Origin of the sequence: Pelomonas lactea (genome assembly GCF_043555885.1) — a bacterium.
GTDB lineage: Bacteria > Pseudomonadota > Gammaproteobacteria > Burkholderiales > Burkholderiaceae_C > Pelomonas > Pelomonas lactea.
Map to the genome: position 1 here is coordinate 184,128 of NZ_JBIGHX010000002.1, position 23,989 is coordinate 208,116.

The window sequence follows — 23,989 nt, forward strand, 5'->3', positions numbered from 1 at the left end:
GTCAAACTACACAACTGGCCCTGGCTGGCCGATACTTCGTCCAACGCTGCCCGTCGAGTAGCATTCTTGCCCCCGTTGCCGGGGGTCGGCACTGATGAACACCCCAACCCGAACTTCCGTTCAACGCAAGCCCAGCCCCAAGGCGTCCACCGCGATGAAGAAGACAACTGCCCTCTCCGCTGCAGACAAGGCCGAACACCAGGCGTTGTGCGCCGCGTTCGAGGCTGCCTACGAGCGCGAGCTGTCTCAATCCAGCCATGGCGCCACGCCGCAGGCCGCGCTGCATGCCGCGGCGATTGCCTGCCGCGAGACGCTGGCCCGCCGCTGGGCCGCCACGCAGGCGGCCGACGCCCAGCGCGGCGACGGGGCCCCGGTGCGCCGCGTGCACTATCTGTCGATGGAATTCCTGATGGGCCGCGCGCTGTCCAATGCGCTCGCGGCGCTGAAGCTGACGCAGCCGCTGGAGGCCAAGCTGGCCGAGCAGGGCACCTCGCTGGGCGACGTGCTGGAGCGCGAACCCGACGCTGCCTTGGGCAACGGCGGCCTGGGCCGCCTGGCGGCGTGCTTCCTGGACTCGTTCGCCGAGCTGGAGCTGCCCTCATTCGGCTACGGCCTGCGCTACCGCTACGGCACGTTTGCCCAGGTCATCAGCCAGGGCCGCCAGCTGGAGCAGCCCGATGACTGGACGCGCGACTCGCCCGCCTGGGAGCTGCCGCGCCACGACGTGCGCTTCCACGTCGGCTTCGGCGGCCGCGTGGAGGTGGATGCCTCCGGCGTGCGCCGCTGGCTGCCGGCCGACAGCATCGAGGCCCAGGCCTTCGACTTCATCGTGCCCGCCCATCACAGCGACCGCGTCTCCACGCTGCGCCAGTGGCAGGCCACGGCCGCGCCCATCGCGTTCAAGCCCTTCTGCGAGGGCGACTACGCCCGCGCCGCGCGCCACCAGGTGTTGGCCGACGCGCTGAACTGGGTGCTGTACCCCGACGACTCCACCGAGCAAGGCCGCGAGCTGCGCCTGAAGCAGGAGGCCTTCCTCGTCAGCGCGTCGCTGCAGGACCTGATCGCGCGCCACCTGCGCGAGTTCGGCACGCTGCACAACCTCGGCAAGACCAACGCCATCCACCTCAACGACACCCATCCCGCGCTGGCGCCCGCCGAGCTGATGCGCCTGCTGCTGGACGAGCATGGCCTGGGCTGGGACGAAGCCTGGAAGATCACGCGCCAGGCGGTGGCCTACACCAACCACACGCTGATGCCCGAGGCGCTGGAGACCTGGCCGGTGCGCATGTTCGAGCAACTGCTGCCGCGCCACCTCGAGATCATTTACGAAATCAACCACCGCTTCCTGGAAGAGCTGCAGCAGCGCTTCCCCGGCGACCATGCGCTGGCCGCTCGCGTCTCGCTGATCGACGAGGGTGGCCACGGCCACGGCGAGCGCCGCGTGCGCATGGCGTCGCTCGCGCTGGTGGCGTCGCACCGCGTCAACGGCGTTGCCGCGCTGCACTCGGAGCTGATGGTGCAAACCATCTTTGCCGACTACGCGCGCATCTGGCCCGAGCGCTTCCACAACGTCACCAACGGCGTCACGCCGCGGCGCTGGCTGCAGCAGGCCAACCCGGCGCTGTCCAACCTGCTGGACAGCCGCATCGGCGACGGCTGGCGCAAGAACCTGGCAGAGCTGGGTGAACTCAGCCCCCTGGCCGCCAACCGCGAGCTCGGCGAGGAATTCCTCGCCGTCAAGCGCGCCAACAAGGAGCGCCTGGCCGCCGTCATCCGCCGCGAGCTGGGCATCACGGTCAACGTGGACAGCCTGTTCGATATCCAGATCAAGCGCATCCACGAGTACAAGCGCCAGCTGCTGAACCTGCTGCACGTCATCAGCCGCTACCAGGCCATCCGCGACAACCCCGACGCCAACTGGGTGCCGCGCACGGTCATCATCGCCGGCAAGGCGGCCTCCGCCTACCAGATGGCCAAGAGCATCGTGCGTCTGGCGCACGACGTGGCCCGCGTCATCAACAGCGACCCGCGCGTGGGCGACAAGCTCAAGCTCGTATTCCTGCCCAACTACAGCGTCACGCTGGCCGAAAGCATCATCCCGGCGGCCGACCTGTCGGAGCAGATCTCGACGGCCGGCACCGAGGCCTCGGGCACCGGCAACATGAAGTTCGGCATGAACGGCGCGGTGACCATCGGCACCTGGGACGGCGCCAACATCGAGATGGCCGAGGCCATGGGCGTGGAGAACATGTTCGTGTTCGGCCTGCGCGCCGACGCGGTCGCCAAGATCAAGCAGCTGGGCTACGACCCGCGCCTGTACGTCGAAGAGAATCGCCAGCTCAAGCGAGTCATCGATGCCATCTCGGCAGGCGTCTTCAGCAACGGCGACACCGAGCGCTACCGCGCGCTGGTGGACAGCCTGCTGCACCGCGACGTCTACCTGCTGATGGCCGATTTCGCCGATTACGTCGCCACCCAGGCCAAGGTCGACACGCTGTTCGCCGACCGTGCCGCCTGGGCCGAGCGAGCCCTGCGCAACATCGCCGGCATGGGCCCGTTCTCGTCCGATCGCACGATCGCCGAGTACGTGGACCGTGTCTGGTCCGTGAAGAGTCTGAACACCTGACGATGCTCACCGAAGCCGACCTCGACGCCCTTCTCGCCGGCCGCCACACCGACCCCTTCGGTCGGCTCGGCCTTCATGCGGACGACTCGGGTCGGCTGTGGGTGCGCGCGCTGCTGCCGGGCGCGTCCGAGGTGGCGCTGCTGGATGCCGGCAGCAAGAAGCACATCGTCGACCTGACGCAGCGCCGCGGCGGCTTCTTCGAGGCGCAGGTGCCGCGCCGCAAGCACCGGTTCGACTACCGGCTCGCGGTGCGGTGGGCCGGCGGCGGGGAGGGCGTCTATGCCGACCCGTACAACTTCTACCCGCAGCTCGGCGACGACGAGCTGAAGGCGTTTGCCGAGGGGCGCAACTTCCGGCCCTTCCTGAGCCTGGGCGCGCACCTGGTGCAGCACGGCGACGTCAGCGGCGTGCGCTTCGCCGTGTGGGCACCGAACGCGAAGCGGGTCAGCGTCGTCGGCAACTTCAACAACTGGGACGGCCGCCGCCACCCGATGCGGCTGCGGCACATCGCGGGCGTGTGGGAGATCTTCGTGCCGCACGCCGGCGTGGGCGACCTCTACAAGTTCGAGATCGTCAACGGCAACGGCGCGCTGCTGCCGCTGAAGGCCGACCCCTACGCCCGCCAGGCCCAGCTGCGGCCCGACAACGCCAGCATCGTGGCACCTCTGCCCGAGCCCACGCCGCTGCCGCGCCAGCGCGAGCGCGCGAACCGGCGCGAGTCGCCCATCAGCGTCTACGAGGTGCATGCGGCGTCGTGGCGGCGCGGCGTGTCCGGCGAGTTCCCGACGTGGGACGAACTGGCCGAGCATCTGCCCGCCTACGTGGCCGACCTGGGTTTCACGCATGTGCAGCTGATGCCCATCAGCGAGCACCCGTTCGACGGCTCCTGGGGCTACCAGACGCTGGGGCTGTACGCCCCCAGCGCCCGCTTCGGCCCGCCGGAGGGCTTCGCGCGCTTCGTGAAGGCGGTGCACGACCAGGGCCTGGGCCTGCTGCTGGACTGGGTGCCGGCGCATTTCCCGGTGGACGCCTTCGGCCTGGCCGAGTTCGACGGCACGCGCATCTACGAGTACGCGGACCCCAAGGAAGGCTTCCACCGCGACTGGAACACGCTGATCTACAACTTCGGCCGCACCGAGGTGCGCCAGTTCCTGATCGGCAGCGCGCTGTACTGGATCGAGCGCTGGGGCGTGGACGGCCTGCGCGTGGACGCCGTCGCCAGCATGCTCTACCGCGACTACTCGCGGCCCGCGGGCGAGTGGATTCCCAACATCCGCGGCGGCCGCGAGAACCTCGAAGCCATCTCGCTGCTGCGCGAGATGAACGAGCATGTCGGCGAGGTGGAGGGCGCCATCACCGTGGCCGAGGAGAGCACCAGCTTCCCCGGCGTCTCGGCGCCCACCTACGCGGGCGGCCTGGGCTTTCACTACAAGTGGAACATGGGCTGGATGAACGACACCTTGCGCTACATGGCCGAGGACCCGATCAACCGCCGCTGGCATCACGACAAGATGACCTTCGGCCTGATCTACGCGTTCAGCGAGAACTTCATGCTGCCCATCTCGCACGACGAGGTGGTGCACGGCAAGGGCTCCATGCTCGCCAAGATGCCGGGCGACGACTGGCAGAAGTTCGCCAACCTGCGCGCCTACTACGGCTTCATGTGGGGCCACCCGGGCAAGAAGCTGCTGTTCATGGGCCAGGAGTTGGCGCAGCGCAACGAGTGGAACCATGCCGAGAGCCTGCCCTGGGGGCTGCTGGAGGACGACCGCCACGCCGGCGTGCAGCGCCTGGTGCGCGACCTCAACAAGCTGTACCGCGAGCACTCCGCGCTGCACCGGCTGGACTGCGAGGCCGGCGGCTTCGAGTGGATCAGCGCGCACGACGCCGAGCATTCCATCTACGCCTGGGTGCGCCGCGACGGCACAGGCCGCATGGTGCTGGTGGTCTGCAACATGACGCCGGTGCCGCGCGAGGGCTACTCGCTGGGCGTACCCGACGGCGTGACCGCCTGGAAGGAAGCGCTGAACACCGACTCCGCCTACTACGGCGGCAGCAACATGGGCAACGGCGTGGCGGCCGCCGGCCTGCCGGTGCAGGCGCAGCCGGCGCATGGCAAGCGCCTGTCCATCACGATCAACCTGCCGCCGCTCGCGACCGTCTTCTTTGTTCCGATCTGAGTCTGTCGTCCATGGCTCACCTGCCTGATCTGCAACCCGGCTGGCACGAGCCGCTGGGCTCCTTCGCGCGTGATGGCGGCGTCAACTTCGCCGTGGCCAGCGACGGGGCGACGCGCATCGAGCTGTGCGTGTTCGATGCCGAAGGCCAGCGCGAACTGCGCCGCTACGAACTGGCGGGCCCGCACGACGGCGTGTTCCACGGCTTCCTGCAGGGCGTCGGCCCGGGGCTGGTCTATGGCCTGCGTGCGCACGGCCCCTACGCGCCCGAGCAGGGCCACCGCTTCAACCCGCACAAGCTGCTGCTGGACCCCTATGCCCGCGAGATCGTGGGCCACTTCGGCTGGCGCGCCGAGCACCACGGCTACGAGCTGGGCCACCCCGACGGGCCCCGTTCGCTGGACACGCGCGACAACGCCACGCAGGCGCTGAAGGCGCGCGTGGCGCCGCCGCCCGTGGCGCAGGCGTTGCCGCACAGGCCGCGCCGGGCGCCGGCCGAGGTCGTGCTGTACGAGATGCACGTCAAGGGCTTCTCCCGGCTGCTGCCCGGGGTGCCCGAAGACCTGCGCGGCACCTATGCCGGCCTGGCGCACCCCGCCGCCATCGCGCATTTCAAGCGCCTGGGCGTCACGACGTTGTCGCTGCTGCCGGTGCAGTACTGCATCGCCGAGCCCCACCTTGCCGAGCGCGGCCTGCACAACTACTGGGGCTACAACACGCTGGGCTTCTTCTGCCCCGACCCGCGCTGGGCCCAGGCCCGCCATCGCGACGACCCCAGCGCCGTGACGGCCGAGTTCCGCCAGATGGTGGATGCGCTGCACGCGGCCGGGCTGGAGGTGGTGCTGGACGTCGTCTACAACCACACGCCCGAGGGCAACGAGTTCGGCCCCACGCTGAGCTTCCGCGGCCTGGACAACAAGTCCTGGTACCGCCTCGTGGCGGGCGACTGGAGCCGCTACGAGAACCTCACCGGCTGCGGCAACACGCTGCACGCCTCGCACCCGCGCATCACGCAGTTCGTGCTGGACTCGCTGCGCTACTGGGTGGCGGAGATGGGCGTGGACGGCTTCCGCTTCGACCTCGCGCCCGTGCTGGGCCGCAGCTCGCACGGCTTCGACCCCAACGCCGCCTTCTTCACCGCGCTGCGGCAAGACCCGGTGCTGGCCGGCGTGCACCTCATCGCCGAGCCCTGGGACGCCGCCTACGACGGTTACCAGGTGGGCCGCTTCCCCGGCCGCTTCCTCGAGTGGAACGACAAGTTCCGCGACGCCGCCCGCGGCTACTGGCTGAAGGCGGGGCAGGGCGTCGGCCGTGGCGAATTCGCGCGGCGCTTCATGGCGTCCAGCGACGTGTTCCACCACGGCCAGCGCCAGCCCACCGCGTCGGTGAACTTCGTTGCCGTGCACGACGGCTTCACGCTGGCCGACCTGACCAGCTACAGCACCAAGCACAACCACGCCAACGGCGAAGACAACCGCGATGGCCGCGACGGCGAGCTGTGCGCCAACTTCGGCGCCGAGGGCCCCACCGACGACGCGGCCATCAACGCCACCCGCCAGCGCGTGCGGCGCGCGCTGCTGGCGACAACGCTGCTGGCCCAGGGCACGCCCATGCTGTGCGCCGGCGACGAGATCGGCAACAGCCAGGGCGGCAACAACAACGCCTACTGCCAGGACAACCCGACCACCTGGCTGAACTGGGACGAGGCCGACGGCGGGCTGACCGAGCTCGTCGCGCAGTTGCTGGCGCTGCGCGCGCAGGAGCCGCTGCTGCGCCACCCGCGCTGGTTCGCCGGCGGCCCGGGCGAGGCCAGCATCGCCTGGTACGCCCCCAGCGGCCATGAGATGACGCCCAACGACTGGCACGACGCCGGCCAGCGCGCCTTCGGCGCCCAGCTGCGCGAGGCCGGTGCCAGTGCGCCGCGGCTGATGATCGTCTTCAACCCCGACCCCACGCCGCTGCCCTTCCTGCTGTGCAACGGGCCGTGGCAGCTCATCCTCGACAGCAGCGGCGAATCCGCCGCGCCGCTCGTCCTTCCCGGCCAGCCGCTCAACGTGCCGGCCCGCTCGCTTCTCGTGCTGAGACACCAATGAACCTGAATCAACGCTCTTCCGGTGTGCTGCTGCACATCACCTCGCTGCCCGGCCCGCACGGCATGGGCGACTTCGGCCCCGACGCCTACCGCTTCGTCGACTGGCTGCAGGCCGCCGGCCAGCGCGTGTGGCAGCTGCTGCCGACGACGCCCATCGGCCCCGGCGACAGCCCCTACCAGGGCGTGTCCGCCTTTGCCGGAAGCCAGTGGATGGTGGCGCTGGAGCCGCTGATCGCCAAAGGCTGGCTCAGCGCACCGACCGTGCCGGCCTTCAACGCCGAGCTGGTCAACTACGGCGAGGTCACGCCGTGGCGCGAGCAGCAACTGCGCGCCGCGGCCAAGGGCTTCTTCGCCAACGCCGCGGATGCCGACCGCATCGCCTTTGCCAAGTGGTGCCTGGAGGCGCAGAGCTGGCTGGACGACTACGTGCTGTTCATGGCCATCCGCTCGCCGCTGAACGGCCAGCCCTGGTGGGAATGGAGCGAGGGCCTGAAGCGCCGCGACCCCGCCGCGCTGGCCCAGGCCCGCAAGGACTACGCCGACGAGATCGCCTTCTGGCAGTTCGTGCAGTGGCAGTTCGACGTGCAGATCGGTGCGCTGAAGGCCTACGCCAACGAGCGCGGTGTGCACATCATGGGCGACCTGCCCATCTTCGTCGCGCACGACAGCGCCGACTGCTGGTCGCGCCCCGACCTGTACTACCTGGACGAGAACTTCCAGACCACCGTCGTTGCCGGCGTGCCGCCCGACGACCTGGGCCCGCTGGGCCAGCGCTGGGGCAACCCGCTGTACCGCTGGGACAAGATGGCCGAAGAGAACTACGCCTGGTGGACGGCGCGCGTTCAACGTGCACTGTCCCAGGCCGACGTCTTCCGCATCGACCATTTCCGCGGCTTCGCCGGCTACTACGAGATCCCCGGCGACAGCCCCGACGCCAAGCGCGGCGAGTGGAAGACCGGCCCCGGCATGGCGCTGTTCGACGCCATCAGGAAGGCGTTGGGCCCGCTGCCCATCGTGGCCGAAGACCTGGGCTTCATCACCGACGACGTGCACGCGCTGCGCGACGGCTGCGGCTTCCCCGGCATGAAGATCCTGCAGTTCGGCTTCGGTGCCGAGGGCGACCACGAGTTCCTGCCGCACATGTGGCCCACCGCAGCCGTGGCCTACACCGGCACGCACGACAACGACACCGTGCGCGGCTGGTGGAACCAGGCCAAGCCGAGGGAGCGCGCGTTCGCCGGCTCCTACCTCGCCTGCGGCGAGCACGACGTGCACTGGGCCATGATCCGGGCCTGCGCCAACTCGGTGGCCAACATGGCCGTCTACCCGTTGCAGGACGTGCTCGGCCTCGACAGCCACCACCGCATGAACGTGCCCGGCGTGCTGGGCGGCAACTGGGGCTGGCGCTTCCGCTGGGACTGGATCGGCGCCGAGCCGACCCGCGTGCTGGGCCTCATCACCGCCGCAGCTGGCCGCGGGCCGTTCGAGCTGCTGAAGCTGCCGGCCTGAGCCCCGCGCCGGCCGGCGCTCAGAGCGTGTCCAGCGGGCTGCGCACCGCGCCGCCGCCGAGCTTGAGCACGTGGGTGTAGATCATGGTCGTGGCCACATCCGCGTGCCCCAGCAGTTCCTGGACGGTGCGGATGTCGCTGCCGGACTGCAGCAGGTGAGTCGCGAAGCAGTGCCGCAGCGTGTGCGGCGTCGCCGGCTTGGCGATGCCGGCGGCCAGCACGGCCCGTTTGAACGCGCGCTGGAAGGTCTGGTCGTACAGGTGGTGCCGGCGCACGACGCCGCTGCGCGGGTCGGTGGAATGGTGATCCTGCGGGAACACCCAGAACCACGGCCAGCTCGCGCCCATGCGGGGGTATTTGCGCTCCAGCGCGTGAGGCAGCTCGACGCCCGCAGTGCCGGCCTCCACATCGCCCGCCCACACGAGGCGGGCCCTGGCCAACTGTTCATGCAGGTCGGCCACGAGCGACTGCGGCAGCATGACGACGCGGTCCTTGGCGCCCTTGCCCTCGCGCACGATCAACGCGCGCAGGCCGAAGTCGATGTCCTTGACCCGCAACTGCAGCGCCTCGCTGATGCGCAGGCCGGTACCGTAGAGCAGGCGCGCCAGCAGTCCGTGCTCGCCGTCGAGGCCGGCCAGCACCTGGCGCACCTCCTCCACGGTCAACACCGCCGGCAACCGGCGATGCTGGTGTGGATGGCCGATCTCCTTCAGCCACGGCAGGTCCTGGCCGAGTACCTTGCCGTAAAAGAACAGCAGCGCCGACAGCGCCTGGTTGTGTGTTGACGGGGCCACCGAGCGCACGTCCGCCAGATAGGTCAGAAAGGCTTCCACCTCCGGCCCGCCCAGTTCCGCCGGATGCCGCAGGCCGTGGAAGCGGATGAAAGCTTTGACCCAGTAGGCGTATACCTCTTCCGTGCGCAGGCTGTAGTGCATCAGCCTGAGGCGTTCGCGCAACTGGTCCAGCACCCGCGTCGAGCGCAATGGCGGCAGCTCAATGGCGCGTTTGGGTCGCAGGTGTTTGCGAGGTGGCAACGCGGGCAGTGGGGCTGGCATCATCGGCCTCCTAGCGGGCGCGCAGCCTCGGCGAGAACTTGTAACGGCGCGCCGCTTTTGCTGGAAATTTAATGCTGTATAAAAATACAGTCAAGCCAGGGAGGGCTTTGATGAATCAAGCACTTGCGCGTGGGGGCGGCCGCGTTTTTAGGGCGCAGCCTGCCTGCTTAGGCGGCGTCGGGTGTCTCCCGAAAACACGTTGGGCAGCATGAATAGTGAGCTCATTCACGATCGAGTCGTCGCCGTCGCGGAGAGGTTTGGCTCTGGCAACACGCAGGAATTCAAGCTGCTCGCCAAGCAGCTAGCGGCCTGCAATGCGGCGGAAGTAGCGGATGGGCTCTTGCTTGTGTTCTCACGAAGTGCCGTCGGCGAGTCGAACTACCAGAAGCAACAGCTCGCGGGACGGCTGCTCGCAAAGCTCAAACCGAAAGCATCTGTAGATCTACAAGCTGCGCTTGAAGCAGTGCTGCCTGCGTACAACCTAAGCATCGAGGAACTTCCGTTTTTCTTGGCTGACCGGTGCGGCGAGGAGGCCGTTATTCAAGCGCTCCGCCGGCTCGAAACGGGCGCCGAGGATTCTCGCCACCAAGCTGCGGCAAAGACGATGCGTTGGTGGCTGAAAGGTAGCAATGTCGAATAGCACCGTGCTGCCCAACCCTTCGCTCCAGCGGACGGCTTCGCCACCCGCTGAGCTTTCGCGTTAGGCGTCATTCATGTCGACAAAATCGTGGTCACCCGAAGAGAGCAAACAGGTAGTCGCAGTGGGCACTGCGCCATTTCTCGTTTCGCTCGCTGTGGCTAGCCTGGCATCCCTCCGTGTAGGTAGCGAAGCAATCTCCTTGATTGTTCTGCTCCTACCTCTCTCTTACGCAACCCTATTCTTCTTCGTTCTCCCGTCACTCTGGTTGCTACGCCGGTTCGGAAAAGAGAGCCGTCTTTTGTTCGCTGGAACTTGTGGTCTTGCAACCTCGGCCCCTTGGTTTTTCTTGTACTTCGTTCTGTTTCCGGGAGGCACCGGCAAGCACTCGGGCGCACCATTGCAGGTCCTGGCTATCCTTGCCCTTCCGGCCGCGCTTGCCGCCGCTGCGGGCGCAGTAGTGCATAGGCTTGGTACTTCAGGTAGCACCGCGGAGACGCCTAACCACTCCTATATGGACTCCCCCACAAGATCAAAGGCTTGATCGATGTAGGCTGGCTGAGAGAGGCACCTGCAGTCGTATATCCGGCATCTGGAGTGGGATCGGTGATGTCCCGTGCCGACATGGAATCTGCGTCACCGCGGCGCCACACGCTGCAAGCGGCAGGCAAGAAAGCTGCCGGAAGAGTTATCGGCGTCGCGCGGTGTGGGAGGGCTCCCGGCTGGCCATGAGGGTCGATCAGACCCATCGCAAGTGGTGGAAGAAACTGGGTTGTTGATCGAGGGCCGGCGCTCAGGCCGGCATGGCGAAGCTCTGGCGCCGAGTTTTCCTTTCAAGAGCCGCCTTCTCATCGAACGTTTCATGGTCGCGCAGCGTGGCGTAGCAGATGCGCGCGAGCTTGTTGGCCAGCGCACAGGTGGCCTTGTTGTGATTCGATCGCGCCTGGACCGGCAGGGCCCGCGCGACCACGGCCCCCTCAGCGCTCGATCTCCAGGATCAGCGCCCCGCGTGCCGGCACCTTGACGCTGCTGCCCAGCGTCGCCGTCGCGCCGGTCAGCACATCCCGTGCCTTCTGGCCCGCCGACACACGCTCCGCGAAGCGGCCCAGCGCCAGTTCCACTGGCTTGGCGTTCTTGTTCAACACCACCATCACGGTGCGGGCGGCGTCGTGGCGGAAGAATACGTACACGCCTTCCAGCGGCGCGAACTGCATCAGCGCGCCGTCGTGGATGACGGTCGCGCCCTTGCGCCAGGTGAACAGGCGGCGCGTCCATTCCAGCATGTCGCGCTGCTCGGGCGTGAGGCCGGCGCCGGTGAAGGCGTTGACGCGGTCGCCCGCCCAGCCGCCGGGCATGTCGCTGCGCACGCGGCCGTCGTCGCGCTCGGTGGGGCTCCTCATCAGCAGCTCGCTGCCGTAGAACAGCTGCGGGATGCGGCGCGTGGTGGCCAGGTAGGCCAGTGCGATCTTCGTGAGGCCCACGTCGTGCCGGAGCAGTGAGTGGATGCGCGGCGTGTCGTGGTTGCCGTCGAACAGCACGAGATTGGCCGGGTCGGGATAGACGAAGTCGTGCGCCAGGCCTTCGTACAGCTTGGTCAGGCCGGTGTGCGCGCCGTCGTCCTCCAGCAGCGCGGCCAGCAGGTTGGACTGCATCGGGAAGTCCATCATGCTGGGCGCGTGCGACACGTAGCCGTCATGGTTCTTCTTGCCGCGCTGCCAGTAGGACACGACGGCCGGATGCGGGCTCCATTCCTCGCCGACGATGTTCAGCCGCGGGTACTCCTGCATGACGCGGGCGGACCAGCGCGTCAGGAAGTCGCGGTCGGAGTAGGACCAGGTGTCGGTGCGGATGCCCGACAGCCCGTAGCGCTCGATCCACCACAGCGTCATCTGCGTCAGGTAGGTCGCCAGTTCGGGGCGGCGCTGGTTCAGGTCGGGCATGCCGGGCACGAACCAGCCGTCGGTGAAGCGCTTGCGGTCGTTCGCCGACGCGTACGGGTCCTGCAGCGTCATGCGGGCGTGGTGGGTTTCTGTGTAGGCTGGCCAGGCATTGACCCAGTCCGGCGCCGGCAGGTCGGCCATCCACCAGTGGCCGGCGCCGATGTGGTTGAGCACGATGTCCTGGATGACGCCCACGCCCTGGGCGCGGGCCTCGGCCGTGAAGGCGCCGAAGTCGTCGTTGCTGCCGAAGCGCGGATCGATCTTGTAGAAGTCGGTCGCCGCGTAGCCGTGGTAGCTGTACTTGGCGCTGTTGTTCTCCACCAGCGGCGTGGGCCACACCTGCGTGAAACCCAGGCCGGCGATGTAGCCCAGGTGCTTGCGCATGCCGGCCAGGTCGCCGCCGTGGCGGCCGCCGGGGTCGGCGCGGTCGGTGCCTTCCAGCATGCCGGCGCGGCCGAACTGGCCGGCCTGCGCGAAGCGGTCGGGCACGACGAGGTAGATGGCGTCCTTGGGCCCGAAGCCCTGACGCTCGGCCGAGCCCGGTGCGCGCGCCAGCAGCGGGTAGCGCAGCGTGCGGCCGGCCACGGTCAGCGTCAGCTCGCCGGGCTGGGCGCTGGGCGCGACGTCGAGGTCGACGAACAGGTAGTTGGGGCTGGTGGTGCGGTGGCTGGCCTTCAGAGTGACGCCGGGGTAGGGCGCCAGCGCGGGCTGCGCATCGGCGATGCCGGCGCCGTGGATCATCAGTTGCAGCGAGGTGTCGCGCATGCCCACCCACCAGTTGGGCGGCTCGACTCGGGGGGCGGCGGTGGGTTGGCCGGGGGCGGCCGCGGTGCTCAGGCTCATCAGCAGGGTGGTGGCTAGGGTGATCAGGGGCTTCATGGCGCGTCCAGCTGGTACACGCGCACGGACAGAGGCGGCAGCGTTGCGCGTGGCGCAGCCGTCTTGGGGAGCAGGGGGCGGGCGCGGGCCGGCAGGTCCAGCGTGGCGGGCGTGTCGCCGTAGTTGATGGCCACGAGCACGCGCTCTTTGCCGTGCACGCGCTCGAAGCGCCACACCAGGCCGTCGACGCGGTCCGCCTCGTAGCGGCCAACCGTCAGCGCGGGCGACGCGCGGCGCAGCGCGATGAGCTCGCGGTAGAAGTTGAACAGCGAGCCGGGGTCGCGCTGCTGGCTCTCGGCGTTGTGGCGGCTGCGGTTCAGCGACAGCGGGCGGTAGGGCTGGTTGCTGGTGCTGAAGCCGCCGGCGGGTGTCCAGCTCATCGGTGCGCGCAGCGGCGCGTCGTCATCGGCGTTCTTGCCGTCGATGCCGGCCAGGCCGATCTCCTCGCCGTAGTAGACGAAGGGCGTGCCCGGCAGCAGCAGGTAGCTGGCGGCGGCCAGCCGGTAGCGGGCTTCGTCGCCGTGCAACTGCTCCCACAGCCGGCGGCCGGTGAAGATGTCGTGGTTGTGCAGGAAGGTGGCCATCGTCGGCGCCATCGTGCGGTAGTAGTCGGCCATCTTCTGCACGGCGGCCGGCTCGCCCTTGGCGGCCTTGACGATCTCGTAGTTCTGGTTGAACGCGAACGCGCCGCCGCACAGCTCGGGCTTGCCGTAGGCGATGGGCTCGGCCGTGGCCTCGCAGACGACGTAGCGGCCGGGGTAGCTCTTGATGAGGTCCTGGAAGCGCTTGGTCAGCGCGCGGCTTTCGGGCTGGTCGTTCCAGTCCTTGGCGCTGTTCTCGATGAAGTGCGGCACGGCGTCGAGCCGGTAGCCGTCCAGCCCGCGGTTGAGCCAGAAGCGCAGCGAGTCCTCGTGGTACGCCACCACGTCGGGGTTGCGCATGTTGAAGTCCGGCATCTGCGGGCCGAAGGTGCCGAAGTAGATGTCCGGCGAGCCGGGCTTCAGCGGCGGCATGTCCTTCAGTGCGCCGGTGAAGGTCCAGGGCTGGGTGCTGGCGTCGTACCAGGGCAGCTTGCCCCAGATGTCCCAGCCGGGGCCGGGGTCGGGGTTCCAGACGAACCAGCCGCGCCACGGGCTGGCGCGGTCCTTGACGGCGGCCTGGAAGGGCGGGAACTCGTGCGAGGCATGGTTGATGACGTAGTCCATCACGATGCCGATGCCGCGCTTGTGAGCCTCGCGGATCAGCTCGTCGAAATCGGCCAGCGTGCCGTACTGCGGCTCGATGTCGCGGTAGTCGGTGGTCGCGTAGCCGTGGTCGTGGTCGGCGCTGGCGGTGATGGGCATCAGCCACAGGCCGCTGACGCCGAGCTGCTTCAGGTAGTCCAGCCGCTTCGTGAGGCCCTTCAGGTCGCCGATGCCGTCGCCGTTGCTGTCCTGGTAGCCGCGCACGAAGATTTCCATGAACACGCCGTGCTGCCAGTTCGCGGGCAGCGTGCTGGCGCGCGGCTGGGCGGGCACCGGGCGGGTGTCGATCTGGGCCTGCGCGGCGGCGGCGGCCAGCGCGAGGGTGAGCAGCAGGTGCTTGGGGCGGGCGTTCATCGTGGGTGGGTGTAGACGCGCAGCGATTGCGCGGGAACGGTGACGCGGGCCTGGCCGGCTGCGTCGCTGGTGAGGGGCGCGGCGCCGGCCGGGTAGGCGGCCTGCAGCGTCGCGTGGGCGGGCAGCCCCGTCAAGACGGCCTCGGCCATCGTGCCGCCGAAGTTGATGGCGACCGTGGCGGCTGCGCCGGCAGTGCGGCGCTGGTAGCTCAGCAGCGCACCGCTGGTGGTGGCGTGGGCGTAGTCGCCGTCGCGCAGCGGCACGACGGCGCGGCGCAGCGCGATCAGCGTGCGGTAGTGCTGCAGCAGGGAGTCCGGGTCGGCCTGCTGAGCGGCGACGTGGGACGCCGCGGCGTTGGGGCCCAGCGGGCGGTAGGGCGTGCCGGTCGTGAAGCCGGCGTTGGGGGCGTCGCTCCAGGCCATCGGCGTGCGCAGCGCGGCGTCACCGCCCAGCGCCAGGGCCGTGCGCAGGCCGATTTCCTCGCCGTAGTAGATGAACGGCGTGCCGGGCAGCAGCAGGTAGGCGCTGGCGGCGAGCTTGAGGCGGGCCAAGTCGCCGCCCAGCTGGTCGGCCGGGCGCAGGCCGGCGAAACCGTCGTGGTTGCTCAGGAAGGGCGCCATGCCGGCCGGCGCGGTCTGGAAGTACGCGGCCAGCCGGGCGACGGCGGCTGCGTCGCCGCGGGCCGACGCGATCAGCGTGGCGCTGAGGTCGAACGCGAACGCGCTGCCGCAGGCGCTCGCCGCACCGTAGCCGCGCGGGTCGTCGGGGCCTTCGCACACCATGTGCCGGTGCGCGTAGCCGTCCAGCAGCTGGCGCATCTCGTTCATCAGCGTGTAGTTGCGCGGCTGGTCCAGCGCGGCGGTGGGGCCGTTCTCGATCAGCGTGCCGACGGCGTCGAACCGGAAGCCGTCCACGCCGCGGTTCAGCCAGAAGCGCAGCGCGTTCTTGTGGAACTCGACGACCTCGGGCTTCTTGAGGTTGAAGTCGGGCATCTGGTCCCAGAACAGCGCGTAGTAGGCGCCGTTGACCGTGGCGCGCCACGGGTTGCCGCCCCAGACCGACCAGACCGGGGCCGGGTCTTGCCACACATACCAGTCGCGCCAGGCGTTGCCGGGCGCACTGCTGGCGTTGACGAACAGCGGATGCCGCGCCGCGCTGTGGTTGATGACGTGGTCGAGGATGACGCCGATGCCGCGCGCGTGGGCCTGCTTCAGCAGCTCGTCCAGGTCGGCCAGGCGGCCGTAGGCGGGTTCGATGTCGCGGTAGTCCGTCACCGCGTAGCCGTGGTCGCCGTCCTGGCTCTTGGTGATGGGCATCAGCCAGATGCCGCTGACGCCCAGGTCGCGCAGATAGTCCAGCCGGCGGGTCAGGCCGCGCAGGTCGCCGATGCCGTCGCCGTCGCTGTCCTGGTAGCTGCGCACGAAGATCTGCATGAACGCGCCACGCTGCCAGCCCTCGGGCAGTGCACTGCCGGGGTCTGCCGCGGCGACGGCGCTGACGTCCGGCGTCGGCAGCGCGGCCGGCGCGGGCGCCGGTGCGGCCATGCCGCCGCTGCCCCCGCCGCTGCCCCCGCCGCTGCCCCCGCCGCTGCCCCCGCCGCAGGCCGCGAGCAGGCTCAGCGCCAGGCCCGCGCCCGTCTGCGAAATCTTGTCTCCAATGCGAGTCATGTAATCAAACTACTCGTCTAGTTGGCGCGAAGCATAGCGGTCTTCATGAGGGAGTTCCGATTGGATTTCTGTAAATGTAGTTTTGCTACCATGCACTTAAACAAAGGAGACTTGAATGACTCGCCGCACGCTGCTCGCGCTGCTGGGCCTGATGCTGGCGGCCTCGGCCGCCCGCGCCGCGGACCTGGACGACTGCAATGCCCCGGTGCCGGCGCCATCGCCCGCCGCCCGGCCGGCGGCCCAGGCCTACTGGCTGGACGCGCGCACGCTGCAGTGGCCGGGGCTGGTGCTGCAGCCCGGCGAGCAGGTGCGGCTGCATCACGCCCGCGCGGCCGGGCTGCGGGCGCTGCCGGGCGAGGTGGTGACCGGCGGCGACGGTGCCGTCGCGCTGCGGCCGAGTGCGGCGCCGTTGCCGGCGCGCTTCCGCTTCATCGGCGACGGGCCGCGCTTCGACGCCGCCGGGGCCGACGTCGCGGCGCTGCTGCGCTCGCAGCTGCTGCTGGTGCATGAGGCGGCGGATGGCCGCGTCATCGCCGCCACCGGCGTGCAGCTGCCCGGCGCGCTGGATGACCTCTACGCCGCCGCCGAGCGCGTGACCGACCTCGGCGCGCACCCGGCAAAGGCGCGCACCACCTTCGCCGTCTGGGCGCCCACCGCGCAGCGGGTGCAGCTGTGCCGCTACGCCGGCCCGGACGCGCCCGCGGCGGCCGTGGACGCGATGACGTTCGACGCGGCCACCGGCGTCTGGCGCGCCACACTGCCCGGGGACCTGGGCGGCCAGGCATATCGCTACCTGGTGGACGTCGTCACGCCCACGCACGGGCTGCAGCGCAACCTCGTCACCGACCCGTACTCGGTGGCGCTGACGGCAGACTCGCAGCGCACCATCGTCGCCAACCTCGCGTCGCCCGCGCTGAAGCCGCCCGGCTGGGACAAGGCCCGCGCGCCCGGCCGCGTGAAGGCCGCGACCGACCAGCTCATCTACGAGCTGCACGTGCGCGATTTTTCGCTGACCGACGCGAGCGTGCGCCCCGCGTGGCGCGGCAAGTACCTGGCCTTCACCGAGGCGCAGTCCCAGGGCATGCGGCACCTGAAGGCGCTCGCGAAGGCCGGCCTGACGGACGTGCACCTGCTGCCGGTGTTCGACCTCGCCAGCGTGCCCGAGCGCGGCTGCAAGACACCCGTGGTGCCCGATGCCGCGCCTGACAGCGACGCGCAGCAGGCCGCCGTGATGGCACACGCCGCCGACGACTGCTTCAACTGGGGCTATGACCCCTGGCACTTCAATGCGCCGGAGGGGAGCTACGCAACCGATCCGCTGCGGCGGGTCGTCGAGTTCCGCGCGATGGTGATGGCCCTGCACGCGGCCGGGCTGCGTGTGGGCATGGACATGGTCTACAACCACATGGCCGCGGCCGGCCAGGCGCCGAAGTCGGTGCTGGACCGCCTCGTGCCCGGCTACTACCACCGGCTCAACGCCGCCGGCGACATCGAGCGCTCGACCTGCTGCGACAACACGGCCACCGAGCACCGCATGATGGCCAAGCTGATGATCGACTCGGCGGCGCTGTGGGTGCGCGAGTACCGCATCGACTCGATGCGCTTCGACCTCATGGGCCACCAGCCGCGTGAAGCGATGGAGCGGCTGCAGCGGCGCGTGGACGCCGAGGCCGGCCGGCCGGTGCAACTGCTGGGCGAGGGCTGGAACTTCGGCGAGGTGGCCAACGGCGCGCGCTTCGTGCAGGCCTCGCAGCTGAGCCTGAACGGCAGCGGCATCGGCGCCTTCAGCGACCGCATGCGCGACGCGGCCCGCGGCGGCGGCGCGGGCGAGGGCGGAGACGCCAGCGTGCGCAACCAGGGCTGGCTCAACGGCCTGGTCTACGCGCCCAACGCGCTGGCCGCGGCCACGCCGGCGAAGCCCGAGGCGCTGCTGGACGCGGCCGACATGATCCGCGTGGGCCTGGCCGGCTCGTTGCGCAGCGTCGAGCTGACGACCTGGCGCGGCGCCACCAGGCGCCTGGACGCCATGCCCTACGGCGGCGACCAGCCGGCCGGTTTCGCCAGCGAGCCCGGCGAGGTCGTCAACTACGTGGAGAACCACGACAACCAGACGCTGTTCGACGTCAACACGCTGAAGCTGCCGCTGGCCACGAGCCGCGAGGACCGCGCCCGCGTGCAGATGCTGGGCGCCGCGTTGGTGGCCTTCAGCCAGGGCGTGGCCTATTTCCACGCGGGGCAGGACATCCTGCGCAGCAAGAGCCTGGACCGCAACAGCTACGACAGCGGCGACTGGTTCAACCGGCTGGACTGGAGTTACCAGGCCAACCACTTCGGCACCGGCCTGCCGCCCAAGCAGGACAACGTCGGCGCCGACGGCCGCGACTGGGCGCTGGCGCGCGAACGGCTGGCGATGCGCGACGCCATCGCGCCATCGCCGGCCGACATCGCCTGGGCGCGCGACGTGTTCCGCGATCTGCTGAAGATCCGCGCGACGACGCCTGCGCTGCGGCTGCGCAGCGCGGCGGAGGTGGGCAAGCGCGTCAGCTTCCCCGGCAGCGGCCCGGGCCAGAACCCGGTGCTGGTGGCCACGCGCATCGATGGCCGCGGCCTGGGCGGCCCCCAGGCCGTGATGACGCTCATCAACGTGGCGCCGACGGCGCAGGTGCTGGCGCTGCCCGAGGAGAGCGGCGCGAAGTGGGTGCTGCATCCGGTGCAGCGCGAGGGCGCAGACGACCGGGTGAAGCGCGAGGCGCGGTTTGCGGCCGGCCGTTTCGAGGTGCCGGCGCGCAGTGCGGTGGTGTTCGTGCGGCAGTGAACGCCACCCTGCGGTCGCGCCGCGCAGGCCAGCCGCCGCTGCACCCGCACGGTGTGGGCGAAGGCCTGGCGCAGCCGCGCCCGGTGATGGGCGCTGGATCAAGCCTCAAGGCCGATGACGCCCGGCGGCAGGCTGTGGGTGCAGCTCGTGCAGCGGGTCTCGCGGCGTGGCCGGCCGCACCGACGCGATCTTGCCGGCCTCGCTGACGCCTTGCCGGGCAAACACGCTGTTGGCGAGATCCAGGTCCACGCACAAAATGGTCATGGCTTCTCCTTCCGAAGGCGTGGAGGAGGGGCTGCCCTTGCCGCCATGTCAGCTCCCTGTGGCTCGCTGCTGATTCGGGCGGGCAAGTCCCCTTCATTCGTCGGGCCTCGCAATCGCCCGCGTCTACGACCGTCCCCCATGTTTGATCACGTGAAGTTTGGCGTCAGCAACTATGCAGCCAGCAAGGCGTTCTACCTGAAGGCGCTGGCGCCGCTTGGTGTGACCGCGGGAGGCGAGGGGGATCCCTCCTATGGCATCGAGATATGCGGCCGCAACAACGCCTCGCTATGCCTGTTCCAGGCGCGGGGCACGCCGGCTCCGATGCACATCGCCTTTGTCGCAGCCACTCGACAAGAAGTCGATGCCTTCTACAACGCAGCGCTGGCCGCAGGCGGCAAGGATCACGGCGCCCCTGGGCTTCGCCCGAAGTACCACGCTCACTACTACGCGGCATTCGTCCTCGACCCGGACGGGCACAACATCGAAGCGGTGTGTCACACACCGACACCCTGACAGGGGCGGTGGACCGGCTGATGCTCAGAGGGCGCGGCGCCCGCGTGCTCCCGCCAGCAGGGCCAGCCCGGCCACCGCCAGCAGCGCGCTTGCCGGCTCCGGCACCGGGCTGACGCCCAGCGTCAGCCGGCCCGACAGCCACTGGCCGTCGGCGGCGCCGACGCGGTCCTTGAAGGTCTCGCTGAACTCGATGCGCAGTTGGCCGTCTGCGCCGGCGCCCACACCCAGGCCGGTCAGGTCCAGCGTGCCGGTGTAGGCCGTGCCGGTGAAGCTGCTGAATGCCGTCAGCGGGATGTCCAACTGGCTGGCGCCGCTGCCCAGGCTGACCTGCATTTCGTCGACGCTGCTGGGCGCAAACGCCTGCAGCGTGACGTTCCAGCTCAGCCAGGTCACCAGCGCGTTGGCGCCGATGTTGACGAACAGCACCGTGTTGGCGGGATCGCCGACCTGCTCGAAGCTGTTGATGCCGGTCACGTCCACGGCGACGTCGGCCGCGTGGGCGGAGGTGCCGGCCAGCAGCCCGGCGCAGGCGAGGGCGGCCGTGGCGGCCAGGCGGTGAAGTGGCTTGTTCATGGTGGGAGTTCTCAGTTGGCGGCGGGGCGGGCGACGAAGACGACGGCCGTGCGGGCCGGCACGTTGACGGTGCCGGTCGCGCGGTCGAAGGTGGCGGCGCGGGCGCGCTGGTCGGCCGTGTGGGCCGGGTGCAGTTCCAGCGCGTGGCCGGCCAGCGTGGGCAGCGTCAGCGTCTTGGCGGTCTTGTCGACGTTGATGAGGTAGACCAGCTCGTCGAAGTTGGCGCCGGGGTAGCCCACACCGTTCACACGGCCCACCAGCACGGTGGGCTCCTGCGCCGAGCCGGTGTTCAGGAACGTCAGCCGCGCCTTGATGTCCTCGGCGGTGCGCAGCCGCAGCAGCGTCGTGCTCTTGCGGATCTTCAGCAGGTCGCGGAAGGCGTCGCGGGTCCACGCGATGTCGTTGGCGTGCGGCTTGATGAGCGGGTTGGCCAGCAGCGGGCGGGCCAGCGCCCAGTTGTCGGCGTTGTCGCGCGACGGCGGCAGGCCGACGCCGAAGTTGTTGTCCTGGTAGCTCCAGTCCAGCCGGTTGAACCAGTCGCCGCTGTCGTAGCTGTTCTTGTCCAGGCTCTTGCTGCGCAGCGTGTCGGTGCCGGCGTGGAAATAGGCCACGCCCTGGCTGAAGGCATTGATGGCGTTGGCCAGGATCTGCACGCGGGCGCGGTCTTCCTTGCTGGTGCCGGTGGGCAGGCGGAAGGCGTTGTTGTCGAACAGCGTCAGGTTGTCGTGGTTCTCCACGTAGTTGACGACCTCGCCAGGCTCCAGCACCCAGCCGGCGGGGATGCCGCCGACGTCGATCTGGTCCAGCCGCAGCGTGGCGTCCCAGCTCGTCTGCATCTGGAAGCTGCGGATGGAGCCGGCCAGCGACGCCTTGATCCGGTCGGCCTGCCACATCAGCTCGCCGCGGGTCTGGCCGCTGGCGGCGGCGTTGGGGTCGTAGAAGAAGCCGTTGACATAGCCCTGGTTGGCGACGACGGCATTGCCGCTGTCGCAGCAGCCGCCGCCGCGCACCGCGTCGCGGATCAGCGGGTTGAAGCTGCCGATGCCCGAGCCGTTCAGGCTCAGCATCTCGGCCTGCACGAAGCGTGCGCCGTTGGCGACCTCGCCGAAGTTCCAGCCCTCGCCGACGATCTGCACTTGGCGCCCAGCGGCGGCCTGCACGCGGGCCTTCAGCGCCTCGATGACCGAGCGCGGGTGGTGGCCCATGATGTCGAAGCGCAGCGAGCTGATGCGGTAGTCGCGCACCCAGGTGACGGCCGAGTCGATCATCAGCTTGGCCATCATCAGGTTCTCGGCCGCGGTGTTCTCGCAGCAGGTGGAGCGCTCGATGCCGCCCGTCGCGTTGTAGCGGAAGTAGTAGCCCGGCACGACCTTGTCGAGCACCGACGTCGCGTGCTGGCCCGATGACGTGGTGTGGTTGAACACCACGTCCATGCCCACGCGCAGGCCGGCCGCGTTCAGCGCCTGCACCATGCGGCGGAACTCGACGACGCGGGCCAGCGGGTCGGCCGCGTTGCTGGCGTAGCTGCCGTCGGGCGTCGTGAAATGGTGCGGGTCGTAGCCCCAGTTGAAGCAGTCGGTGCCGGCGGTGGCGGCGACCGTGGCCTGCTGCGCGTCGCTGTCCGGCGCGCCGGCGGGCGAGGGTGTCGTGCAGCCCTTCTCGTTGACGCTGGCGATGTCGAACACCGGCAGCAGGTGCACGTCGGTCAGGCCGGCGTCGGCCAGCGCCTTCAGGTGCTTCATGCCGTTTGACTGCGGCTGCGTGAAGGCCAGGTACTTGCCGCGCTGCGCGGCCGGCACGGTCGCGTCGTTGATGGAGAAGTCGCGCACGTGCAGTTCGTAGATGCTGAGGTCGGACGGCGCGTTGACGGTGGCGGGCGGGGCGCTCTGGTCCCAGCCTATGGGCTTGGTGGCCTGCGCCTGCAGGTCCATGACGACGCTCTGCTGGCCGCCCAGCGTCAGGCCCAGCGAGTAGGGGTCGGTGACGAGGTTCTTCACCAGGCCCACGCCGCGCACGAACACCTGCACCTGGTAGCGGTAGGTGGCGCCCTGCAGATGGCCGGGCTTGGTGAGGCTCCACACGCCGGTGGCGGCGTCGCGGGCCATGAGCTCGGTGGTGGTGCGGGTGAGGCCGGAGCTGCCCAGCGCCTGCGTCAGCACCAGCGACACGTTCTGCGCGGTCGGCGCCCACAGCTTGAAGCGGGTGTTGCCGTTGCTGGCCACGGCGCCCAGGTCGGGCACGTTGGCAGCGGCGGCGTAGAGGTCGTCCAGCGCGCCGGCGATCTGTGCCGTCGTCGCGTTCTGCACCTTGCCGGCGGCGTCTTCCTGCACCAGCACGAGCTGCTGCTGGTGCAGCGCGGGCAGGCGGGCCAGGTCGGCGCTGCGCACGCTGAAGACGGCGCCGCTGCCGACGTACTTGAAGCGCAGCGCATCGGCCGCGGGCACGGTGCCGGTGAAGGCGTCCAGCGTGATGTAGCCGTCCGCGCCCTGCACGGTGGCGCCAGCGATGACGTTGATCTGGCCGGTGGCCGAGTGGTACAGGCGCACCGGCGCGCTGGTGGCCAGGCGTGGCCACTTCACGAGCGACTTGTTCAGCCACACGGCGCGGGCGTCGGTGCTGGACACCTGGCGCAGGTCGGGCGTGGCGGTGTAGACCGTGGCGTCGCGCTCCACGAGCCAGACATGGCCCACCTGGTTCTGGATGGCCAGCGCGCCGTACTCGACGCGGATGTTGTTGTCGCGGCCGTCCTTGTCGTTCTGGTTGGGGGCCAGGCCGTGGATGATGAACTCCAGCCCCTTGCGGTTGGCGTCGCCCTGCGGGTTCAGCACCGGGATGTCGAAGACGACCTCGCCGTCGCCCGCGGCGTAGCCGGGCATGGCGCTGAGCGGCACCGGCTGGCCCCAGTTGTCGATGGCCGTGCCGGCAGGCAGCGCGGCGGCGTCCAGCCCGCTGCCGTTCCACAGGTGCAGGCCCCAGGCGCTGTAGCCGCCGTCGAAGCGCTTGTAGTGCACGCGCACGGTCTTGATGTCCGGCGCGGCCAGCAGCAGCGGGTTGCTGGTGTAGTTGGTGCTGTCGTTCTGCAGGCGCCAGATCTCGTTGGCGCCGGCCTGCAGCACGTAGCTCTGGTCGGTGCCGCCGTTGTCCTTGTTGTCGCCGTTGTGCAGCAGGAAGCCGACGGTGCCGCTGGTGGCGGCCAGCGGCACGTCGTACCAGACGCCGTAGTCGTCGCTGCCGGCGGCGTTCCAGCCGGCGCTCCAGTTCGGGCTCTGGGCCGCGTTCCAGGTGTGGATCTGCCAGCCGGTGTGGTTGCCATCGGCGCGGCGGTAGTGCACGCGCAGCGACGTGGCCGGCGCTTCGGGCGTGGCCACCGCGGCGATGCGGGCGCGCGGCGTCTGCGCGGCCGGCACGCCGGCCAGCAGCTCCACGCCGGTCTCGTCCGCCGCGGCGCTGACGCTGCGCGTCGGTTCGGGCGAAGGCGCGTCGGCGCCGCCTCCGCAGGCGGACAGCAGCCCCATCAAGCCCAGCGCCGCCGCGCCGACCACCCGTCGCGCACGCCGCGCGAAAGCTACCGCCCAAGTCTCCATGGCCTTGTCTCCTTCGAAGTTGGCGAATGCTATTGAAGTAAAACTACAAACAGAAGTTGGT

15 protein-coding genes are annotated in these 23,989 nt (G+C 69.7%); 7 read left to right on the plus strand and 8 right to left on the minus strand.

Annotated features, from left to right (window positions below; translation table 11 throughout):
• Positions 1 to 154 precede the first annotated feature (154 nt).
• From ACG04Q_RS05200 to malQ, 4 genes are read left to right on the plus strand one after another with little or no spacing between them, the layout of a single operon-like run.
• A complete protein-coding gene (locus ACG04Q_RS05200; protein WP_394509810.1) occupies positions 155 to 2,626 on the plus strand; it encodes a glycogen/starch/alpha-glucan phosphorylase in 2,472 nt (823 codons plus the stop codon).
• Positions 2,627 to 2,628: 2 nt separating this feature from the next.
• Positions 2,629 to 4,806 carry a 1,4-alpha-glucan branching protein GlgB gene (gene glgB, locus ACG04Q_RS05205; protein ID WP_394509811.1) on the plus strand — a complete coding sequence of 726 codons (2,178 nt, stop codon included), beginning with the start codon at positions 2,629 to 2,631 and terminating at the stop codon, positions 4,804 to 4,806.
• Positions 4,807 to 4,817: 11 nt separating this feature from the next.
• On the plus strand, positions 4,818 to 6,896 hold the full coding sequence (glgX, locus tag ACG04Q_RS05210) for a glycogen debranching protein GlgX (RefSeq protein WP_394509812.1): 2,079 nt from the start codon (positions 4,818 to 4,820) through the stop codon (positions 6,894 to 6,896).
• Complete coding sequence (gene malQ, locus ACG04Q_RS05215; protein ID WP_394509813.1) at positions 6,893 to 8,404, plus strand: 4-alpha-glucanotransferase; 1,512 nt, start codon at positions 6,893 to 6,895, stop codon at positions 8,402 to 8,404. Before glgX ends, malQ begins: the two co-directional genes overlap by 4 nt.
• A 19-nt stretch (positions 8,405 to 8,423) precedes the next feature.
• On the opposite strand, the gene ACG04Q_RS05220 is transcribed toward malQ, so the two are convergent.
• Positions 8,424 to 9,458, minus strand: a complete 1,035-nt coding sequence (locus tag ACG04Q_RS05220) for an integron integrase (protein ID WP_394509815.1) — start codon at positions 9,456 to 9,458, stop codon at positions 8,424 to 8,426.
• A gap of 208 nt (positions 9,459 to 9,666) precedes the next feature.
• Between ACG04Q_RS05220 and ACG04Q_RS05225 the strand changes: the two genes are divergently transcribed.
• Entirely contained in the window at positions 9,667 to 10,098 is a 432-nt protein-coding gene (locus ACG04Q_RS05225; protein ID WP_394509816.1) for a hypothetical protein, read from the plus strand.
• Between the two features lie 790 nt (positions 10,099 to 10,888).
• Here the strand turns inward: ACG04Q_RS05225 and ACG04Q_RS05230 are convergent.
• From ACG04Q_RS05230 to ACG04Q_RS05245, 4 genes are read right to left on the minus strand one after another with little or no spacing between them, the layout of a single operon-like run.
• Complete coding sequence (locus tag ACG04Q_RS05230) at positions 10,889 to 11,065, minus strand: hypothetical protein (RefSeq protein ID WP_394509817.1); 177 nt, start codon at positions 11,063 to 11,065, stop codon at positions 10,889 to 10,891.
• 7 nt (positions 11,066 to 11,072) lie between these two features.
• Positions 11,073 to 12,914 carry a glycoside hydrolase family 13 protein gene (locus tag ACG04Q_RS05235; protein WP_394509818.1) on the minus strand — a complete coding sequence of 614 codons (1,842 nt, stop codon included), beginning with the start codon at positions 12,912 to 12,914 and terminating at the stop codon, positions 11,073 to 11,075.
• On the minus strand, positions 12,911 to 14,512 hold the full coding sequence (locus ACG04Q_RS05240; RefSeq protein WP_394509819.1) for an alpha-amylase family glycosyl hydrolase: 1,602 nt from the start codon (positions 14,510 to 14,512) through the stop codon (positions 12,911 to 12,913). The genes ACG04Q_RS05235 and ACG04Q_RS05240 overlap by 4 nt, the downstream gene beginning before the upstream one ends.
• On the minus strand, positions 14,509 to 16,179 hold the full coding sequence (locus tag ACG04Q_RS05245) for an alpha-amylase family glycosyl hydrolase (protein WP_394509820.1): 1,671 nt from the start codon (positions 16,177 to 16,179) through the stop codon (positions 14,509 to 14,511). The genes ACG04Q_RS05240 and ACG04Q_RS05245 overlap by 4 nt, the downstream gene beginning before the upstream one ends.
• A 115-nt stretch (positions 16,180 to 16,294) precedes the next feature.
• Here ACG04Q_RS05245 and ACG04Q_RS05250 point away from each other — a divergent pair, with 115 nt between their 5' ends.
• Positions 16,295 to 18,994: an alpha-1,6-glucosidase domain-containing protein gene (locus ACG04Q_RS05250; protein WP_394509821.1), complete on the plus strand. Its 2,700-nt coding sequence runs from the start codon at positions 16,295 to 16,297 to the stop codon at positions 18,992 to 18,994.
• Between the two features lie 105 nt (positions 18,995 to 19,099).
• Here the strand turns inward: ACG04Q_RS05250 and ACG04Q_RS05255 are convergent, their stop codons facing one another.
• The gene (locus ACG04Q_RS05255) at positions 19,100 to 19,258 is read right to left on the minus strand and encodes a hypothetical protein (protein WP_394509822.1); all 159 of its coding nucleotides are present in this window, start codon (positions 19,256 to 19,258) and stop codon (positions 19,100 to 19,102) included.
• Positions 19,259 to 19,396: 138 nt separating this feature from the next.
• On the opposite strand from ACG04Q_RS05255, the gene ACG04Q_RS05260 reads away from it, so the two are divergent.
• Positions 19,397 to 19,771: a VOC family protein gene (locus tag ACG04Q_RS05260; protein ID WP_394509823.1), complete on the plus strand. Its 375-nt coding sequence runs from the start codon at positions 19,397 to 19,399 to the stop codon at positions 19,769 to 19,771.
• A gap of 24 nt (positions 19,772 to 19,795) precedes the next feature.
• On the opposite strand, the gene ACG04Q_RS05265 is transcribed toward ACG04Q_RS05260, so the two are convergent.
• A complete protein-coding gene (locus ACG04Q_RS05265; RefSeq protein ID WP_394509824.1) occupies positions 19,796 to 20,344 on the minus strand; it encodes a PEP-CTERM sorting domain-containing protein in 549 nt (182 codons plus the stop codon).
• A gap of 11 nt (positions 20,345 to 20,355) precedes the next feature.
• On the minus strand, positions 20,356 to 23,928 hold the full coding sequence (locus ACG04Q_RS05270; protein WP_394509825.1) for an alpha-1,6-glucosidase domain-containing protein: 3,573 nt from the start codon (positions 23,926 to 23,928) through the stop codon (positions 20,356 to 20,358).
• Positions 23,929 to 23,989: the final 61 nt, after the last annotated feature.

Coding starts and splice junctions, on each gene's coding strand:
- ACG04Q_RS05260 (WP_394509823.1), top strand. CDS start 19,397: ATGTTTGATCACGTGAAGTTTGGCGTCAGCAACTATGCAGCCAGCAAG.
- ACG04Q_RS05250 (WP_394509821.1), top strand. CDS start 16,295: ATGACTCGCCGCACGCTGCTCGCGCTGCTGGGCCTGATGCTGGCGGCC.
- ACG04Q_RS05245 (WP_394509820.1), bottom strand. CDS start 16,179: ATGACTCGCATTGGAGACAAGATTTCGCAGACGGGCGCGGGCCTGGCG.
- ACG04Q_RS05220 (WP_394509815.1), bottom strand. CDS start 9,458: ATGCCAGCCCCACTGCCCGCGTTGCCACCTCGCAAACACCTGCGACCC.
- ACG04Q_RS05225 (WP_394509816.1), top strand. CDS start 9,667: ATGAATAGTGAGCTCATTCACGATCGAGTCGTCGCCGTCGCGGAGAGG.
- malQ (WP_394509813.1), top strand. CDS start 6,893: ATGAACCTGAATCAACGCTCTTCCGGTGTGCTGCTGCACATCACCTCG.
- ACG04Q_RS05255 (WP_394509822.1), bottom strand. CDS start 19,258: ATGACCATTTTGTGCGTGGACCTGGATCTCGCCAACAGCGTGTTTGCC.
- ACG04Q_RS05270 (WP_394509825.1), bottom strand. CDS start 23,928: ATGGAGACTTGGGCGGTAGCTTTCGCGCGGCGTGCGCGACGGGTGGTC.
- ACG04Q_RS05240 (WP_394509819.1), bottom strand. CDS start 14,512: ATGAACGCCCGCCCCAAGCACCTGCTGCTCACCCTCGCGCTGGCCGCC.
- ACG04Q_RS05265 (WP_394509824.1), bottom strand. CDS start 20,344: ATGAACAAGCCACTTCACCGCCTGGCCGCCACGGCCGCCCTCGCCTGC.
- glgB (WP_394509811.1), top strand. CDS start 2,629: ATGCTCACCGAAGCCGACCTCGACGCCCTTCTCGCCGGCCGCCACACC.
- glgX (WP_394509812.1), top strand. CDS start 4,818: ATGGCTCACCTGCCTGATCTGCAACCCGGCTGGCACGAGCCGCTGGGC.
- ACG04Q_RS05235 (WP_394509818.1), bottom strand. CDS start 12,914: ATGAAGCCCCTGATCACCCTAGCCACCACCCTGCTGATGAGCCTGAGC.
- ACG04Q_RS05200 (WP_394509810.1), top strand. CDS start 155: ATGAAGAAGACAACTGCCCTCTCCGCTGCAGACAAGGCCGAACACCAG.